The 16,703-nt window shown below is 45.5% G+C and carries 17 protein-coding genes; 10 read left to right on the top strand and 7 right to left on the bottom strand.

Features of this window, described 5'->3' with window-relative positions; all coding sequences use genetic code 11:
• Positions 1-69: 69 nt before the first annotated feature.
• The 3 genes from leuC to MTF70_RS13840 all read left to right on the top strand — a co-directional run bounded on the left by leuC (position 70) and on the right by MTF70_RS13840 (position 3,202).
• Complete coding sequence (gene leuC, locus MTF70_RS13850; RefSeq protein WP_025768372.1) at positions 70-1,470, top strand: 3-isopropylmalate dehydratase large subunit; 1,401 nt, start codon at positions 70-72, stop codon at positions 1,468-1,470.
• Between the two features lie 11 nt (positions 1,471-1,481).
• Positions 1,482-2,084 (top strand): 3-isopropylmalate dehydratase small subunit, encoded by a 603-nt coding sequence (gene leuD / locus MTF70_RS13845; protein ID WP_005383071.1) that lies wholly within the window; start codon positions 1,482-1,484, stop codon positions 2,082-2,084.
• 335 nt (positions 2,085-2,419) lie between these two features.
• A complete protein-coding gene (locus MTF70_RS13840) occupies positions 2,420-3,202 on the top strand; it encodes a DUF547 domain-containing protein (RefSeq protein ID WP_005383074.1) in 783 nt (260 codons plus the stop codon).
• Positions 3,203-3,344: 142 nt separating this feature from the next.
• On the opposite strand, the gene djlA is transcribed toward MTF70_RS13840, so the two are convergent.
• Positions 3,345-4,199, bottom strand: a complete 855-nt coding sequence (gene djlA, locus MTF70_RS13835) for a co-chaperone DjlA (RefSeq protein ID WP_005383076.1) — start codon at positions 4,197-4,199, stop codon at positions 3,345-3,347.
• Positions 4,200-4,465: 266 nt separating this feature from the next.
• Here djlA and lptD point away from each other — a divergent pair, with 266 nt between their 5' ends.
• From lptD to apaH, 6 genes are all read left to right on the top strand, one after another.
• Positions 4,466-6,811 (top strand): LPS assembly protein LptD, encoded by a 2,346-nt coding sequence (gene lptD, locus MTF70_RS13830; RefSeq protein ID WP_005379673.1) that lies wholly within the window; start codon positions 4,466-4,468, stop codon positions 6,809-6,811.
• A gap of 59 nt (positions 6,812-6,870) precedes the next feature.
• Positions 6,871-8,154, top strand: coding sequence for a peptidylprolyl isomerase SurA (gene surA / locus MTF70_RS13825; protein WP_053306855.1), 1,284 nt, complete (start codon positions 6,871-6,873; stop codon positions 8,152-8,154).
• Positions 8,144-9,142: a 4-hydroxythreonine-4-phosphate dehydrogenase PdxA gene (pdxA, locus tag MTF70_RS13820; protein ID WP_053306854.1), complete on the top strand. Its 999-nt coding sequence runs from the start codon at positions 8,144-8,146 to the stop codon at positions 9,140-9,142. Before surA ends, pdxA begins: the two co-directional genes overlap by 11 nt.
• Positions 9,139-9,948 (top strand): 16S rRNA (adenine(1518)-N(6)/adenine(1519)-N(6))-dimethyltransferase RsmA, encoded by an 810-nt coding sequence (gene rsmA, locus MTF70_RS13815; protein WP_005379669.1) that lies wholly within the window; start codon positions 9,139-9,141, stop codon positions 9,946-9,948. Before pdxA ends, rsmA begins: the two co-directional genes overlap by 4 nt.
• A 75-nt stretch (positions 9,949-10,023) precedes the next feature.
• Positions 10,024-10,404 (top strand): Co2+/Mg2+ efflux protein ApaG, encoded by a 381-nt coding sequence (gene apaG, locus MTF70_RS13810; protein ID WP_005379668.1) that lies wholly within the window; start codon positions 10,024-10,026, stop codon positions 10,402-10,404.
• Positions 10,405-10,419: 15 nt separating this feature from the next.
• Positions 10,420-11,226 (top strand): bis(5'-nucleosyl)-tetraphosphatase (symmetrical) ApaH, encoded by an 807-nt coding sequence (gene apaH, locus MTF70_RS13805; RefSeq protein ID WP_053306853.1) that lies wholly within the window; start codon positions 10,420-10,422, stop codon positions 11,224-11,226.
• Between the two features lie 257 nt (positions 11,227-11,483).
• Here apaH and folA read toward each other — a convergent pair whose 3' ends face one another.
• The 6 genes from folA to rplU form a co-directional block, all read right to left on the bottom strand.
• The gene (gene folA, locus MTF70_RS13800) at positions 11,484-11,963 is read right to left on the bottom strand and encodes a type 3 dihydrofolate reductase (RefSeq protein WP_025768369.1); all 480 of its coding nucleotides are present in this window, start codon (positions 11,961-11,963) and stop codon (positions 11,484-11,486) included.
• 9 nt (positions 11,964-11,972) lie between these two features.
• A complete protein-coding gene (locus MTF70_RS13795) occupies positions 11,973-12,446 on the bottom strand; it encodes a threonine/serine exporter family protein (protein WP_053306852.1) in 474 nt (157 codons plus the stop codon).
• A complete protein-coding gene (locus MTF70_RS13790) occupies positions 12,446-13,246 on the bottom strand; it encodes a threonine/serine exporter family protein (RefSeq protein ID WP_005383089.1) in 801 nt (266 codons plus the stop codon). The genes MTF70_RS13795 and MTF70_RS13790 overlap by 1 nt, the downstream gene beginning before the upstream one ends.
• A gap of 195 nt (positions 13,247-13,441) precedes the next feature.
• Positions 13,442-14,617: an Obg family GTPase CgtA gene (gene cgtA, locus MTF70_RS13785; protein ID WP_005383091.1), complete on the bottom strand. Its 1,176-nt coding sequence runs from the start codon at positions 14,615-14,617 to the stop codon at positions 13,442-13,444.
• Positions 14,618-14,829: 212 nt separating this feature from the next.
• Positions 14,830-15,087 carry a 50S ribosomal protein L27 gene (rpmA, locus tag MTF70_RS13780; protein ID WP_005383095.1) on the bottom strand — a complete coding sequence of 86 codons (258 nt, stop codon included), beginning with the start codon at positions 15,085-15,087 and terminating at the stop codon, positions 14,830-14,832.
• Positions 15,088-15,107: 20 nt separating this feature from the next.
• Complete coding sequence (gene rplU / locus MTF70_RS13775) at positions 15,108-15,419, bottom strand: 50S ribosomal protein L21 (protein ID WP_005383096.1); 312 nt, start codon at positions 15,417-15,419, stop codon at positions 15,108-15,110.
• A 256-nt stretch (positions 15,420-15,675) separates the two neighbouring features.
• Here rplU and ispB point away from each other — a divergent pair, with 256 nt between their 5' ends.
• A complete protein-coding gene (ispB, locus tag MTF70_RS13770) occupies positions 15,676-16,647 on the top strand; it encodes an octaprenyl diphosphate synthase (protein WP_025768368.1) in 972 nt (323 codons plus the stop codon).
• Positions 16,648-16,703 lie beyond the last annotated feature (56 nt).

Raw genomic sequence — 16,703 nt, 5'->3', positions numbered from 1 at the left:
CAATGACTTACCTCTAAGTCATTGGTGCTAAAACAAAGCAACAAGGATAACGAGGAAAGGAAGCAAACAATGGGCAAAACATTATACGAAAAAGTCTACGACGCACACGTTGCCGTCGCAGCAGAAGGGGAAAACCCAATCTTGTACATCGACCGTCACTTGGTACATGAAGTGACGTCTCCGCAAGCATTTGACGGCTTGCGTGAAAAAGGTCGTAAAGTGCGTCAGGTCAGCAAAACTTTTGCCACCATGGACCACAACGTTTCGACAACCACCAAAGACATCAACGCATCGGGTGAGATGGCTCGTATCCAGATGGAAACGCTATCGAAAAACTGTGAAGAGTTTGGCGTTACGCTTTACGACATCAACCACAAATACCAAGGTATTGTGCATGTTATGGGCCCAGAGCTTGGTATTACCCTACCGGGCATGACCATTGTTTGTGGTGACTCACACACTGCTACACACGGTGCATTCGGCTCGCTAGCTTTTGGTATTGGTACATCTGAAGTTGAGCACGTATTAGCGACTCAAACGCTAAAACAAGCGCGCGCTAAAACGATGAAGATCGAAGTGAAAGGCAAAGTAGCTCCGGGCATTACTGCGAAAGACATTGTGCTAGCAATCATCGGTGAAACCACAGCAGCAGGCGGTACCGGTTACGTAGTTGAATTCTGTGGTGAAGCGATCACTGACCTTTCAATGGAAGGTCGTATGACCGTATGTAATATGGCGATTGAGTTAGGTGCAAAAGCCGGTTTGATTGCACCAGATGAAACCACATTCGAATACATTAAAGGCCGTAAATTCTCCCCTCAAGGTGCGGACTTTGATGCAGCAGTAGAATACTGGAAGACGTTAAAAACTGACGATGATGCTCAGTTTGATGCCGTAGTAACGCTGAACGGTGCAGACATCAAACCACAAGTCACTTGGGGCACAAACCCAGGTCAAGTAATCGCGGTAGACCAGCCGATCCCAGCACCAGAGAGCTTTGCGGACCCAGTAGAAAAAGCCTCGGCAGAAAAAGCATTGGCTTACATGGGTCTAGAAGCGGGCAAGTCATTGTCTGATTACAACGTCGATAAAGTCTTCGTTGGTTCTTGTACTAACTCACGTATCGAAGACATGCGCGCAGCCGCTGAAGTAGCGAAAGGTCGCAAAGTCGCGCCTCACGTTCAAGCGCTGATCGTTCCTGGCTCTGAGCAAGTAAAAGCGCAAGCAGAAGCGGAAGGCTTGGACGTTATCTTTAAAGAAGCGGGCTTTGAGTGGCGCCTACCAGGTTGCTCGATGTGTCTAGCAATGAACAATGACCGTTTGGGCCCACATGAACGTTGTGCGTCTACTTCAAACCGTAACTTTGAAGGCCGCCAAGGTCGTGATGGCCGTACCCACCTAGTGAGCCCTGCGATGGCAGCGGCAGCAGCAATTGCTGGTCACTTTGTAGATATTCGTGAACTAGACTAAGGAGCAAACCAATGTCAGGCTTTAAACAACACACAGGCTTAGTTGTTCCTCTAGATGCAGCGAACGTTGATACTGATGCCATCATTCCAAAGCAGTTCCTACAAAAGGTCTCCCGCCTAGGGTTTGGTAAGCACCTATTCCATGACTGGCGCTTCCTAGACGATGCTGGCGAACAGCCAAATCCAGAGTTCGTGATGAACGCACCTCGCTACCAAGGCGCGTCTATCTTGCTGGCTCGTGAAAACTTCGGCTGTGGCTCATCTCGTGAGCACGCACCGTGGGCACTAGCGGATTACGGCATCAAAGCGATGATCGCACCAAGCTTTGCCGATATTTTTTACGGCAACTCGATCAACAACCAAATGGTGCCAGTTCGTTTGACTGAACAAGAAGTGGATGAAATCTTCCAGTTTGTTGAGGCAAATGAAGGTGCAGAAGTCGAGGTCGACCTAGAAGCGAATGTCGTTCGTGCCAACGGCAAAGAATATGGTTTTGAAATCGATTCGTTCCGTCGTCATTGCTTGCTAAACGGTTTGGACAACATTGGCCTAACCCTTCAACACGAAGATAAGATTGCTGAGTACGAAGCGAATATTCCAAGCTTCTTGCGTTAAGACGCGTTAGTAAATACACAAATCAAGGGCTGGCAATTGTCGGCCCTTGATTTGTTTTGGGTGACTGATCTCATATCGCTTTGCTTACAGAATACCGAACGCCTCTGTTGAAATTCGTCATCCTGAACAGCGACGAAGGAGCGTGATTCAGGATCGACTACCAGAGCGCACTGTACAGATTCATACTGTCTTTACTCAAGAGTTTGTGGGTATTAGATTCCTGATATCGCTTATGCTCCTCGGAATGACAGCGAATAAAGGCCACTGATTACTGAAAGAAAACAAGCACTAAACTGGTCTACACTATCAACAATATCTCATTCAAAGGTATCTCTATGAAGCGTCTGTTATTGCTGTTGTGTGCTCTGGTTTCTTTCTCGACATTGTCCGCGCCTAAATCCGACTTATGGCCATATTGGAAACAATCGAATCAAGCCAACCAAACCCAAATTTCTCATCAAGAATGGCAACAACTGCTCGATACTTATTTAGTTGAACAAGGCGAGAATACCTTGTTTCGTTATAGCCAAGTCTCCTCTGTCGATAAAACTAAGCTGAAACAATACATCCAGCGTTTGGCAAAACTAGACCCTCTACAATACAACCAAGCAGAGCAATATGCCTATTGGGTAAACCTTTACAACGCCATCACGGTAGATCTTATTTTGGATAACTATCCAGTCGAATCAATCACCAAGCTAGGTGGTTTATTTAGCTTTGGTCCTTGGGGAGACGATGTGGTCGTGGTCAATGGGAAGGATCTAACTTTAAACGATATTGAACATCGAATTTTGCGTCCAATTTGGAATGACCCAAGAACGCATTACGCGGTTAACTGTGCCAGCCTAGGATGCCCTAATCTGCAATCTCAAGCATTCACTGCTGACAACACGCAAGCTCTACTGGATAGTGCCGCCAAAACATTTATCAACAGCAGCAAAGGCGTATCTATCCAAGGTAACACGGCACAGCTGTCTTCTATTTATGATTGGTTTGCAACGGACTTTGGTGGAGAAAAACAAATCTTCAAACACATCGCAAAGTACGCACCGCAATACAAAAACTTCTCTGGCAAAGTGAAATACGAATACGATTGGGACTTGAATCAAGCCAACTAAACTGGGGGATGTGAGGTCAATTAGCATTAGGGACATAATAGGCCAAAAGCTAAAGACACCGGCAACTCAAAGACTAAGACATGAAAAAAAAGGGCACTGAGTGCCCTTTTTTACATCCAAATGTTTGATAGAAAACGTCCGACTACTTAAAGCCTTTAACCTTCTTAATAAGATCGTAAGCGTTTTGAATCTCTTGAGATTTCTCTTTCGCGACGTTCATCATCTCTGGTGGTAAGCCTTTAGCCATCAATTTGTCCGGGTGATGCTCGTTCATCAGTTTACGATAAGCACGCTTAACGGTTTTACTGTCTGCATCTGAAGACACATCCAGAATTTTGTACGCGTCAGCCAGTTGATCTGCTTGTGAAGCTTGTTGCCAGCTACCACCAGAAGATTGGCCTTGATGCTGACCATGAAAACCGCCCTGGCTTTGGAAACGAAATGCGGCTTCTTGCATTTGCAAACGACGCTCTAATTGCTCAGAAGAGAAACCCAAACCACGTGCAATTTTGTGTAGTACATTTCGTTCACTCGGGTGGATTGAGCCATCTGCAAAGGCCGCCGAGATTTGCAGCTCTAAGAAAAATTGCAACAAGTCAAAGCGACCAGCTGTCGAAATTTTCACACGAACAAGAACATCTTCTAACGGAAAGTCGCTGTCTTTACCTTCACGAAACGCGTCTTGCGCTGCGCGACGCTGTTCGCCATGCAAATTCATGCGGTCCATCATGGCAGAAGCCAGTTGGATTTCCTCTTTGGTGACTTGGCCTTTCGCTTTTGCCACATGTCCCATTACCGCAAACGCCGCTTTAAAAAACTCTTCCTGGCGTTGAGCTTGACTTGGCCCTTTTCCAAAGCCGCCAGTAGAGAACCCGGCTTGACTCAAGCGACGTGCTTTATCGAATTGATGGCCAATAAATAAGCCAAAGAGTAAACCTAGCGGCCCGCCAAGTAACAAGCCAAAAAAGGCACCCAGAATTTTGCCAAAAATATGCATTATGTGTTCTCTATCAATGAATTTTTATCGACGACGGCGGTCTTATAGTGCCGGATGCAACGATTTCCTTTATGATAATGGAATTAGTTTTATTTCGGCTAGGCCATTTCGCCTGCTTATCTTTGCAGCTATTTTGTCGTCATTATGCCACAGTGAATCAATACGCTGGGATAAATGCGACTATAGTTGATTCATTTGGCTATTACGCTAGGGTACAACAAGCCCTATAGCCATCGAGTAGTAGTGACACAGGAAAGTTCAATTCAATGCAACATTTCTCCCGCACATTTTTAGCGGCCTCTATCAGCACCGCCTTGTTTGTACCCACCACTCAAGCTGAAGCGAATATCCATGATAGTGTGCAGGAAATGCCCGCCACAGATCAATGTTTGGTCGATACAAGTGGCGAGGAGGACGCTCTTAATACCCCAGTAGTGGTAGAAGCTGACACCCTGCAAGCCATCAATGGTGACAAAGCTCAGTACTCAGGTAATGTACAAGTCACCCAAGGCCAGAAGAAAATTACCGCAGATAGCGTAACGCTGCACCAACAAGACAACGTCGTGGTTGCCGAAGGCAACGTGACTTTCAATGACGGCCAAGTCAAAGCTCGATCTGATCGTGTTACTAACGACATTAATCAAGATACGTTTTCACTTGAGAACACCGATTATCAGTTCCTTTGCCAACAAGGCCGAGGCACTGCAGCCTATATCGCTCGCACAGGTCAGTCGGTTTATGAACTCGAAGATGGCTCTATCACATCGTGCCCTCAAGGCGATAATTCATGGCGATTGGTTGCGTCAGGCATCGATGTTGACCAAGATGAAGAGACAGCGACGCTGCACCATCCTCGATTTGAAGTGTTAGATGTGCCTGTTTTCTATGTGCCGTATCTAACCATGCCAATTGGAGATACGCGTAAAACGGGTTTCCTCTTCCCTTCTTTATCGTACGGTTCTAGTGATGGTATGGAAGTCGAGGTGCCATTCTATTGGAACATCGCGCCTCAATATGACATGACACTCACCACGCTCTATATGCAGCAACGTGGTACAAAACTCGATACTGACTTCCGCTACCTAACAGATGGTTGGGGAAATGGAGAAATCAAAGGCGAATACCTCAATAGTGATCGCAAATATCAGGACGAGTCTCGTTGGGGCTACCAAGTTAAACACGACGGTATCATCAATAAACAGTGGATAGTCAAAGTCGATTACTCAAAAGTGAGTGATATTGATTACTTCCTCGATCTCGACTCCGACATTGGTAACCGTGAAGATGGTCAACTGGTTCAAGAAGGACAAGTACAATATCGTTCTGACTTCTGGGATGCCTCGTTAACCGTTCGTGACTTCCAAATCTTATTGAAAGAAGAGAACCGCCCTTATCGCCTGCTTCCTCAGTTAGACTTGAACTACTACACGCCGTTGTGGGGAGACTACCTTAACTTTGACGTGAAGAGCCAAGTCAGCCGCTTCGATACGAGCGATGCTGCGCGACCAAATGCGACCCGTGTTCACATTGAACCAGGGCTTACATTACCACTCTCAAACTCATGGGCAACGTGGACAACAGAAGCGCGTGTGCTCTCTACGTATTACTCTCAAGACTTAACGGGTTTGACAGATGTAAACTTGCAAAACCAGTTGGATGATGAAGTTTCTCGTGTTATTCCTGAGTTCCGTACGCATGCGCAACTTTACTTAGAGCGAGATACAAGCTGGATCAAGGGCTACACACAAACACTGGAGCCTCAGCTGCAGTACTTGTACGTACCTGAAGAAGATCAAACCAACATCTACAACTACGATACCACCTTGCTACAAACCGACTACTACGGGCTATTCCGCAGTCGTAAGTACAGTGGCATTGATAAAATCGCCTCGGCGAACCAGTTAAGCTACGGTGCGAGTACTCGCTTCTTTGATGATGACTATAAAGAGCGTCTTAACGTTTCATTTGGTCAGATTTACTACTTCGATAAAAAGACCAAACTGAGCAACAGCCCAAATCTTCCGGATGAGACAACCAATTACTCATCATGGGCAATTGAAGCTGATTTCAACTACAACGATTACTTGTTCTATCACGGTGGAATTCAATACGATATTGATTTGAGCTCCATGCAGTTGGCAAACAGTACCTTGGAATACCAATTCAACGGCGGCTTTATTCAGGGTAACTATCGCTACGTTACGCGTGAATACATCGAAGATACGATCATTCTCGAAAACCTAGACACAATTACTCGTAAAGGTATTTCTCAAGCAGGTATTGTAGCGGCCTACGAGTTCAACCCGAACTGGTCTGCGAGTGGTCAATACTACTACGACCTCAATGAAAATGCGGACCTAGAATGGTTAGCGAGCCTACGTTACCAATCTGACTGTTGGTACATTGGCGTCACTTACTCAAACCAATTGCTTGGTTGGGAAGACCAAGCTATCGGCAGCACCGGGGCATCACCTGAATACGAAAATAACTTCAGCGTTAACTTCGGTATTCAAGGCTTTGCGACCAACCAGCGTGAAGACACTGCTGTCAAAGAACTGGATGGTTCTGACAACGCGATTAAGTACGGCCGCCCATTCTATCTGAACAATTAATCAAAATAGGCGTCTTAAATGAATAAGACGCCTATTCAAAAATACTGACGGAATTTTAAATGAAAATTTGGAAATCAATCTTATTCACGACCCTACTCTCTTGCGGAGCGGTTGCAGCACCAGTAGAGATCGATAAGGTTGCGGTCATCGTGAACGACGGTGTAGTTCTACAAAGCGACATCGAAACAGCGATGAAAACGCTGCAAGCCAACGCACGTCAAAGTGGAAAGAGCTTACCTTCTACCAGCGTATTAAAAGAACAAGTTGTTGAAAAACTTATTATTGACACGTTGCAAGGCCAAGAAGCAGACCGTATTGGTGTGCGTATTGACGACAACCGTTTAAACCAAGCGATTGCAGAGATCGCACGTAATAATGAGCAAACAGTAGAACAACTCGCCGCTTCTGTAGAAAGTGAAGGTTTAAGTTACCCAGAATTCCGCGAACAAATTCGTAAGGAAATCGCCGCATCAGAAGCCCGCAATGCACTGGTTCGTCGCCGTATTAATATCCTTCCAGCAGAGGTAGATAGCCTTGCTGAGCAACTATCACAAGAAACCAATGCGACTGTTCAATACAAAATTGGGCACATTCAACTGCGCTTCTCTGACGATAAAGAAAAATCTGCTGTAGAAGCAGAAGCTAAAGCGCTCGCGAAAAAGCTAAACGAAGGTGCAGATTTTACGGAGATGGCCTACACCTACTCTAAAGGTCCTAAAGCTTTACAAGGTGGTGATTGGGGCTGGATGCGTAAAGAAGAGATGCCAACCATCTTTGCTGATCAGATCAAGATGCAAAACAAAGGCAGCATTATTGGTCCATTCCGTAGTGGCGTTGGTTTCCACATCCTAAAAATAGAGGATGTAAAAGGCCTAGAAACGGTTGCGGTAACGGAAGTAAATGCGCGTCATATTTTGATTAAACCAACCGTGATTCTGAGCGACGAAGGGGCGAAGAAGCAACTGAATGAATTTGTACGCCGCATCAAAGCCGGTGAAGCAACGTTCGCTCAATTGGCAACACAATACAGTCAAGATCCTGGCTCGGCAGCACAAGACGGTGAACTAGGTTATCAAACACCAGATCTTTACGTGCCAGAATTCAAGCACCAAGTAGAAACTCTGCCAGTTGGCTCAATCAGCGAACCGTTCAAAACCGTTCACGGCTGGCATATCGTTGAAGTGTTGGATCGTCGCCAAGTTGACCGTACTGACTCAGCGATGAAGAACAAAGCTTACCGTATTCTATTTAACCGTAAATTTAATGAAGAAGCGGGCGCATGGATGCAAGAGCTACGCGCAAGTGCGTTTGTTGAAATCGTGGATGACAACAATGACAACTAATACAATTCGTAGAATTGTCGTAACCGCAGGGGAACCTGCGGGTATCGGCCCAGACTTAGTGCTTGCCCTATCGAAAGAAGATTGGGCGCACCAAATTGTCGTCTGTGCCGATAAGAATATGCTGACGGAGCGAGCCAAGCAGCTTGGCATCGAAGTCCAACTGTCTGATTACAATCCAGAAGAAACACCTAAAGCACAAAAATCGGGCACGCTTATCGTTGACCATATCCAAATATCGGAACCTGCGGTCGCAGGCGAGCTCAATGAAGCGAATGGCCACTATGTATTAAAAACGCTAGAAAGAGCGGCTTTAGGCTGTATGAATGATGAATTTGATGCTATTGTCACCGGCCCTGTTCATAAGGGGGTGATTAATCGCGCAGGTGTTGCATTCAGTGGTCATACTGAATTTTTCGCCGAGAAGTCACAAACGCCGCTAGTCGTAATGATGCTAGCAACGGAAGGACTACGCGTGGCTCTGGTTACAACACATATTCCTTTAGCTTATGTGTCCAAAGCAGTCACCGAAGAGCGATTAGAAAAAATCATCGATATTCTTCATAAAGACCTTGTAGAAAAGTTTGCTATCGCACAACCAAACATCTACGTTTGCGGGCTTAACCCTCATGCTGGCGAAGATGGCTGCTTAGGTCGTGAAGAGATCGAGACCATCACTCCGACACTGGAAAAAATTCGACAAGAAAAAGGTATCAACCTGATCGGCCCTCTGCCGGCTGATACCATTTTCAATGAAAAATATTTAAATGATGCTGATGCTGTTTTAGGCATGTACCATGATCAAGTATTGCCAGTATTAAAATACAAAGGCTTTGGTCGTTCAGTAAATATTACTCTTGGTCTACCTTTTATTAGAACATCGGTGGACCACGGTACTGCATTAGATCTGGCAGGGACAGGTCAAGCGGATACAGGGAGTTTCCGAACAGCGCTCACGCATGCGATAGATTTGGTAGAGAAGAAACAATGAGAAATGATGTCCATTTAGGACACAAAGCGCGTAAACGTTTTGGTCAAAACTTCCTGAACGATCCATACATTATTGATGGAATCGTATCAGCGATTAACCCAAAACCAGGTCAAAACCTGGTTGAAATCGGTCCTGGTCTTGGTGCAATCACTGAGCCGGTAGGTCGTGAAGTGGATAAGTTCACAGTTATCGAATTAGACCGCGATCTGGCAGAACGCCTACGTACTCACCCTGAACTGGCGGATAAGTTGACCATCCATGAGGGTGACGCTATGCGTTTTGACTTCACTCAATTAGTGAAGCCAAACAACAAGCTGCGCATTTTTGGTAACTTGCCATACAACATCTCTACACCATTGATGTTCCACCTTTTTGAGTTCCATAAAGACATTCAAGACATGCACTTTATGCTGCAAAAAGAAGTGGTAAACCGCTTAGCCGCCGGCCCTGGCAGCAAAGCTTACGGCCGTTTAACGGTAATGGCTCAGTACTACTGTAAAGTAGTACCGGTACTGGAAGTACCGCCAACGGCATTCGTTCCACCACCGAAAGTGGATTCTGCCGTTGTTCGTTTAGTGCCTTACGAAGAGCTGCCATGCCCGGCGAAAGATCTGCGTTTGCTCGATCGCGTTTGTCGTGAAGGCTTTAACCAACGTCGTAAAACAGTTCGTAACTGCTACAAATCGTTGTTAAGCACAGAAGTACTAGAAGAGCTAGGTGTTAATCCAAGCATGCGTCCAGAGAACCTGACGCTAGAACAATTCGTCGCAATGGCGAACTGGCTTGCGGATAACCCGCAGCACTAAGAACTCAAACAATAAGCCAAACCCTTGTAGGTTTGGCTTATTATTATTGGGATATTACGTTTCTGAGGAGTGCACATGGACGTCATTCAACCTTGCATCAAAATTCAAGTTCACACCAAATACATCGAAGAACAGTCCAACCCAGAGCTACAACGCTACGTTTTCGCTTATATCATCACCATCAAAAACCTTAGCCAACAAACCGTACAGTTAGTGAGCCGCCGCTGGCTAATCACAGACTCGAATGGCAAGCAAATGACGGTTGAAGGTGACGGAGTGGTAGGCCAGCAGCCCTTTATTCCAAGCAATGATGAATACACGTACAGTAGCGGAACCGCGTTAGAAACCCCTGTCGGCGTTATGCAAGGACACTACAAAATGCTGGATGAGAAAGGGCAAGAGTTCATCACCGAAATCGAACCATTTCGCTTGGCTGTTCCAAATGTTTTAAATTAGTAAATTGGAGATTCAGTGGCTACCTATATTGTTGGTGACATCCAAGGCTGTTTTGATGAATTGCAGCGATTACTAGAAAAAGTATCTTTCTCTGCGAAAAAAGACCAACTTTGGCTTGCTGGTGATTTGGTCGCCAGAGGGCCTAAATCACTAGAAACGTTACGCTTTGTGAAGTCACTTGGCGCAAGCGCAATCGTGGTGCTTGGTAATCACGACCTTCACCTTCTCGCAGTGGCTCACGGGATAAAAAAGGTCAAAGACAAAGATAGAACCGCACCTATTTTCACGGCCCCTGACAAAGAGGAACTACTGACATGGCTAGCTCAGCAACCTCTATTGGCCGAGCATGACGAGTTCGTGATGTGTCACGCTGGCATATCACCGCAGTGGAATCTAAAAACAGCGAGAAAGTGTGCCCGTGAAGTTGAGCGCATCATCCAAAGTGAAGAGCTGCCTTGGCTATTAAAAAACATGTACAGCAATCAACCTGATTCCTGGGATGACTCTCTACAGGGTTTGGACCGATACCGTTATATTATCAATGCTTTTACGCGGATGCGCTTTTGTTTCCCTGATGGTCGTTTGGATATGGATTGTAAATTGCCACCGCAACAAGTTTCCGGTAACGAACTTATTCCATGGTTTGAGGTGCCTAAACGTATCCACTTAAACAAAGCGGTGCTCTTTGGGCACTGGGCTGCACTGCAAGGTTATATGAACAACGAAGTCATCGGGCTAGATACTGGCTGTGTTTGGGGCGGAAGCCTAACCATGATCCGTTGGGAAGATAAGAAAATTTTTACTCAGGATGCGTTAAGTTAAACACTGAATAACAGTCGATAATCCATAGTAGGAGGAATACCTGTCACTTAACACCTCCTGTAGGGTCATTCCAACGAGCCTTAACGAGACTAGGAATCTAATATCCTCGCGCTGCGAATAGATAGAAATACCTTTGACAACAAAGTACTCGTATAGAGGCTCCTGAACCTCGCTCGTTCGTCGCTTTTCAGGATGACGGTAGGTTGGGATGACCGCTCGCTGCTATACGAACGGCATTACCCCGTTTTAATCTCGAATTACTTCTCTAACACCGTAAAACGCATGTTGTAGGCGTTCTTCTCATCGGCTTGATACATTTCTGAGTAAGTTTCCTTAAACTCATCTCCCCAATCTGGGAACTGAGTATCACCATCAATGGCCGCTTCAATGTGTGTTACATACAGTTTATTGGCCATAGGCAGACAAGATGCGTAAATCGCACCACCACCAATGATCATCACTTCTTCCACGTCACCAGCCACGTCCAAAGCTTGCTCAATCGATGTTACGGTAGTGACGCCTTCGATCTTTAGTGTCTCATCACGGCTGATAACAATATTCAAGCGACCAGGTAAAGGGCGACCAATAGACTCGTACGTTTTACGTCCCATAATAACCGGTTTACCCATGGTACAACGCTTAAACCAAGCGAAATCGGCGGGAAGATGCCAAGGCATTTGATTGTCTTTGCCAATGATGCGATTGTCGGCCATCGCGGCAATCATACTAATGATCATGTTAGGTCCTTATACAATTGGTCTGCGGCGATAGAATAACAGCCCTGGAACCGCAAGACCAACAGCTAAACCTGCAATAATAAACATGGCCTTAAGAAAGTTTTCCATACAGGTTGCGACAAGCTCGGGTGAGTAGCCAACATGATTGATTTCTACCATAGCGATCATTGCTTTGTACGCAAACACACCCGGCACCATCGGGATCAAAGCAGCCACAGTAAACACTTTTGGATGCGCGAGAAAACGGTGAGACCAGTACACACCAATCATCCCAACTAACGTCGCGGCAAAAAAGGTTGCCCACTCAATAGGAATGCCAAACTGCATCATCAAGTAGCGGCTACCATGACCAATCGCACCACCAACAGCGCAATACACTAAAGCTCTTTGTGGCACGTTAAAAACCAATGCAAATCCTACGGCGGGAATCGCCGCAAAAAACATGTCATTCAACAGGCCAAACATCAATTCAAATAAACTCATTAGATTGCCCACCCCCAAATTCCAGTTACACTCATCGCAGCAACGATCCCCAAACATGTCGCCAACGTTAGTAAACTAGCCATCACAAATCGAGCAATGCCCATATTAATGTGGCCTTTCAACATATCTGCGACAGAGTTAATGAGTGGGAAACCAGGTACAAGCATTAATACTGACGATGCCATTGCTACGGTAGGTAGATTACCGATTTGGTAAATTTCCGCCTGTGCTGAAATTAAGGTAGTCACAAAAGCGGTCGCAGCAAAGTTCAATAGAGGGTTGAAATGACGATGACCAATTTCTTGGCGAACGATCATGCCACCAGCTGAAGCTAAAAAGGTCATGATGAAGACTCCCCAATCACCACCAGCTAGATGACTGAATGCCGCACAAGACAAGCCAATCATAAACACCACCAACCAGCGGTTATAACGCTCTGGACTGATAGCGTTCAGCTTTTTCTGCGCCATGGTTGCATCGAGCAGACCACGCTCCATCATGATACAGATTCGTTGAATTTGCGTAATAACGCGCATATTGATGCCACGATCAGCGCAGCTTCGGGTGGTGGTGATGCAATGCCCATCCATTACCGTCGTCACAACCAATGCATTAGCTGATAGTGCTACCGCAACTTCATTCACCCCACAAGCTAGGCCAATACGACGCATAATATCGCTCACAAGAGTACTTTCAGCACCATGAGCAAGTAGCATTTGTCCGGCTTGGGCGACAAGACGAGAAATCGATCGTTGAGTAGATACCGCCAACTCTCTAGGCGGTATGGTTTCTAGAGTCATAAATAAGTCTAATTCCTTTTAGGGTGTTACTCATTCATACGCGCGAGGGCCAAACTAACCCTCAAAAAACACGACGTATCGGTTATTGTGCCGTAAATCACATCACCTAAATATGATTTAGATACAAAAAAAGCCGCAATAAATAATTGCGGCTTAATGAATTATAGGCAAACAGGCATTGTTTGACCGTTCTGATTAGTCACGAACGTAGACAACGTGACCGTCATCTTCTTCATCGTCCCAGTCATCCCAATCGTCGTCGTCATCTTCAGTGATAACGTCTTTACCCGCCATCGCATCTTTATGGTAATCATCCCACATGAAGTTAACTTTATCTTCTTCAGCCACTTCTTCCTCTTCGCGAGGTAGGTTATCCATAAAGTCAGCCAGTTTGTAACAAAGCTCTTTAGTACCGTTACGATTGATCGCCGAGATCTTAAAGTACTCGTCTTCCCAACCTAGTGCGTCTAAGATTTCTTGGATCTTCTCATTCGCTTCTTCTTCAGGCATTAGATCAACTTTGTTGAACACTAACCAGCGCGGCTTACTTGCCAGTTTCTCGCTGTATTGTTCTAGTTCATCAATGATCGTCAATGCATTTTGCACCGGATCGGACTGATCAATTGGCATAATATCGATCATGTGCAGCAACACTCGACAACGCTCTAAGTGCTTCAAGAATCGAATACCAAGGCCAGCGCCATCTGCTGCACCCTCGATCAAACCAGGGATGTCTGCAACAACAAAACTTTTCTCTGGTACGACACTTACGACACCCAAGCTTGGGATCAAAGTCGTGAATGGGTAATCAGCGACTTTCGGTTTTGCTGCTGATACTGCGCGGATAAAGGTTGATTTACCGGCATTAGGTAGACCAAGCATACCCACATCAGCAAGAAGCAATAGCTCAAGGCGAATTTCGCGTACTTCACCTTTTGTACCCAATGTTCTCTGACGAGGCGCGCGGTTTACTGAAGATTTGAAACGCGTGTTACCTAGACCGTGCCAACCACCTTTTGCGATCATCACTTTCTTACCGTGTTCAGCAACTTCCGCCACGATTTCATTTGTGTGGATATCCACAGCGCGCGTACCCACAGGTACACGAAGAACGATGTCTTTACCACGCTTACCTGTACAGTTACCACCGCGACCGTTTTCACCACGCTCAGCTTCGTAGAAGCGCTGGAAACGGTAATCAATCAGGGTATTTAGGTTTTCATCAGCTTGGATATAAACATCACCACCGTCACCGCCATCACCGCCATCAGGGCCACCTTTAGTGATGAATTTTTCACGCCAGAAACTGACAACGCCACTACCGCCATCACCAGCCTGAACTTTTACTACCGCTTCATCTACGAACTTCATCTTTTACTCCGACTACTTCGTGCGTGGATTAAATCTTACTATGTCATCCGACAATTTTAGCAGATGACAGATCTAAGCTCCCAGATTCAAATCGCTTAGGATCTTAGCGAGAAACTTCGATATGTCGACTGCCACAAATAAAAAACCCCGCCGATTCGGCAGGGCTTTTGAATTCAGCTTAAAGCTATTAAGTAATTTGGTTAAAAACCTAATTACTCAGCTTCGATGCTTACAAACTTACGGTTCTTAGGACCTTTCACTTCGAACTTCACTTTACCTTCAGTAAGAGCGAATAGAGTGTGGTCTTTACCGATACCTACGTTGTTACCAGCGTGGAACTTAGTACCACGTTGACGAACGATGATGTTACCTGCAAGTACAGATTCACCACCGAAACGCTTAACACCTAGACGTTTGCTTTCTGAATCGCGGCCGTTACGAGTAGAACCACCAGCTTTTTTGTGTGCCATTGTTAAACTCTCCTAATAGATTAAGCGTTGATACCAGTGATCTTCACTTCAGTGAACCACTGACGGTGACCCTGTTGCTTACGAGAGTGCTTACGACGACGGAACTTAACGATTTTAACTTTATCGCCACGACCGTGTTGTACAACTTCAGCAACAATTTTGCCGCCCTCTACAAGAGGAGCACCAACTTTGATGTCTTCGCCGTTAGCAACAAGAAGAACTTTATCAAATTCTACAGTTGCACCAGTTTCAACGTCTAATTTCTCTAAACGAAGAGTTTGACCTTCGCTTACACGGTGTTGTTTACCACCAGATTGGAAAACAGCGTACATATTTTACTCCGCTTTTTCCGCACAGCCTTTCTTGAGGGTGTGCGCTAAACTAATCATCAATAGGGCGCAGATTCTACAGAATAGATGCTCCTATGACAAGCCATATTTTGAAAAAATTGGCGAAAAGCTAATCGCCAAAGAAAAGTGCGGCAATCATGCCCTTTAGTAATGTATTAATCAACGTTTTTTAGTGTATTATTCGACAATTATATAAATCGAATAAGCCTTGCAGGGTCTAACTTCAGCCGGATATACGATGGATTTTAAAACTATCCAAGCGCTTACTGCCGATGACATGGCAAAAGTGAATGAAACAATTCAAGCCCAACTTAATTCTGATGTCTCTTTAATCAACCAGCTCGGTTTTTATATCGTGAGTGGTGGAGGCAAACGTCTAAGACCGCTTTTAGCGATACTGTCAGCCCGTGCACTTGGTTACCAAGGCAATGGTCATACAATGGCAGCTGCGTTTATTGAGTTCATCCATACAGCGACTTTGCTGCATGATGACGTGGTAGATGAATCAGACATGCGCCGTGGTAAAGCCACTGCGAATGCAGCATTTGGCAATGCGGCTAGCGTATTAGTTGGGGACTTTATCTATACACGCTCATTTCAGATGATGACAGAACTAGGATCCATGAAGATCCTTAAACTAATGAGCAATGCCGTAAACGTGATCGCCGAAGGTGAAGTACAGCAGTTGATGAACTGTAACGACCCTGACACGACAGAAGAAAGCTACATGCAAGTCATCTACTCTAAGACTGCGCGCTTATTTGAATCCGCAACTCAAATCGGTGCAATCTTAAATGATGCTCCTGAGCATGTTGAAATCGCAATGCAAAATTACGGTAAGTATCTAGGCACTGCGTTTCAGCTCATTGATGACGTCATGGATTACACTTCTGATGGCGAAGACATGGGTAAAAATGTGGGTGATGACTTGGCCGAAGGCAAGCCAACTTTACCTCTACTCCATGCTATGCGTAATACCACACCAGAAAACTCAATCATGATTCGTGAAGCGATTGAGAAAGCGAATGGCATGGATCGCTTAGAAGAAATTCTTGCGGTCATGAAAGAAGCAGGCTCTCTGGAATACACAACGCAAAAAGCTCTAGAAGAAGCAGACAAAGCAATCGCAGAACTATCAGTGTTGCCAGAGTCTGAATACAAACAAGCGCTTGTTACTCTGGCTCATGTCGCAGTACAACGCACGAAGTAATCAATAGCTACCCATAACGCAAGACTTATAGCAAAAAGGAAGAGCATGCTCTTCCT

Source organism: Vibrio sp. 2CM40D, assembly GCF_023161825.1.
Taxonomy (GTDB): domain Bacteria; phylum Pseudomonadota; class Gammaproteobacteria; order Enterobacterales; family Vibrionaceae; genus Vibrio; species Vibrio alginolyticus.
The sequence above is the reverse complement of the archived record's forward strand: the minus strand, read 5'-3'. Positions and strand labels throughout refer to the sequence as shown.

What these genes read in the sequence shown, in the direction of transcription:
- leuC (WP_025768372.1), top strand. Translation starts at nt 70, where the DNA reads ATGGGCAAAACATTATACGAAAAAGTCTACGACGCACACGTTGCCGTC.
- leuD (WP_005383071.1), top strand. Translation starts at nt 1,482, where the DNA reads ATGTCAGGCTTTAAACAACACACAGGCTTAGTTGTTCCTCTAGATGCA.
- MTF70_RS13840 (WP_005383074.1), top strand. Translation starts at nt 2,420, where the DNA reads ATGAAGCGTCTGTTATTGCTGTTGTGTGCTCTGGTTTCTTTCTCGACA.
- djlA (WP_005383076.1), bottom strand. Translation starts at nt 4,199, where the DNA reads ATGCATATTTTTGGCAAAATTCTGGGTGCCTTTTTTGGCTTGTTACTT.
- lptD (WP_005379673.1), top strand. Translation starts at nt 4,466, where the DNA reads ATGCAACATTTCTCCCGCACATTTTTAGCGGCCTCTATCAGCACCGCC.
- surA (WP_053306855.1), top strand. Translation starts at nt 6,871, where the DNA reads ATGAAAATTTGGAAATCAATCTTATTCACGACCCTACTCTCTTGCGGA.
- pdxA (WP_053306854.1), top strand. Translation starts at nt 8,144, where the DNA reads ATGACAACTAATACAATTCGTAGAATTGTCGTAACCGCAGGGGAACCT.
- rsmA (WP_005379669.1), top strand. Translation starts at nt 9,139, where the DNA reads ATGAGAAATGATGTCCATTTAGGACACAAAGCGCGTAAACGTTTTGGT.
- apaG (WP_005379668.1), top strand. Translation starts at nt 10,024, where the DNA reads ATGGACGTCATTCAACCTTGCATCAAAATTCAAGTTCACACCAAATAC.
- folA (WP_025768369.1), bottom strand. Translation starts at nt 11,963, where the DNA reads ATGATCATTAGTATGATTGCCGCGATGGCCGACAATCGCATCATTGGC.
- MTF70_RS13795 (WP_053306852.1), bottom strand. Translation starts at nt 12,446, where the DNA reads ATGAGTTTATTTGAATTGATGTTTGGCCTGTTGAATGACATGTTTTTT.
- MTF70_RS13790 (WP_005383089.1), bottom strand. Translation starts at nt 13,246, where the DNA reads ATGACTCTAGAAACCATACCGCCTAGAGAGTTGGCGGTATCTACTCAA.
- cgtA (WP_005383091.1), bottom strand. Translation starts at nt 14,617, where the DNA reads ATGAAGTTCGTAGATGAAGCGGTAGTAAAAGTTCAGGCTGGTGATGGC.
- rpmA (WP_005383095.1), bottom strand. Translation starts at nt 15,087, where the DNA reads ATGGCACACAAAAAAGCTGGTGGTTCTACTCGTAACGGCCGCGATTCA.
- rplU (WP_005383096.1), bottom strand. Translation starts at nt 15,419, where the DNA reads ATGTACGCTGTTTTCCAATCTGGTGGTAAACAACACCGTGTAAGCGAA.
- ispB (WP_025768368.1), top strand. Translation starts at nt 15,676, where the DNA reads ATGGATTTTAAAACTATCCAAGCGCTTACTGCCGATGACATGGCAAAA.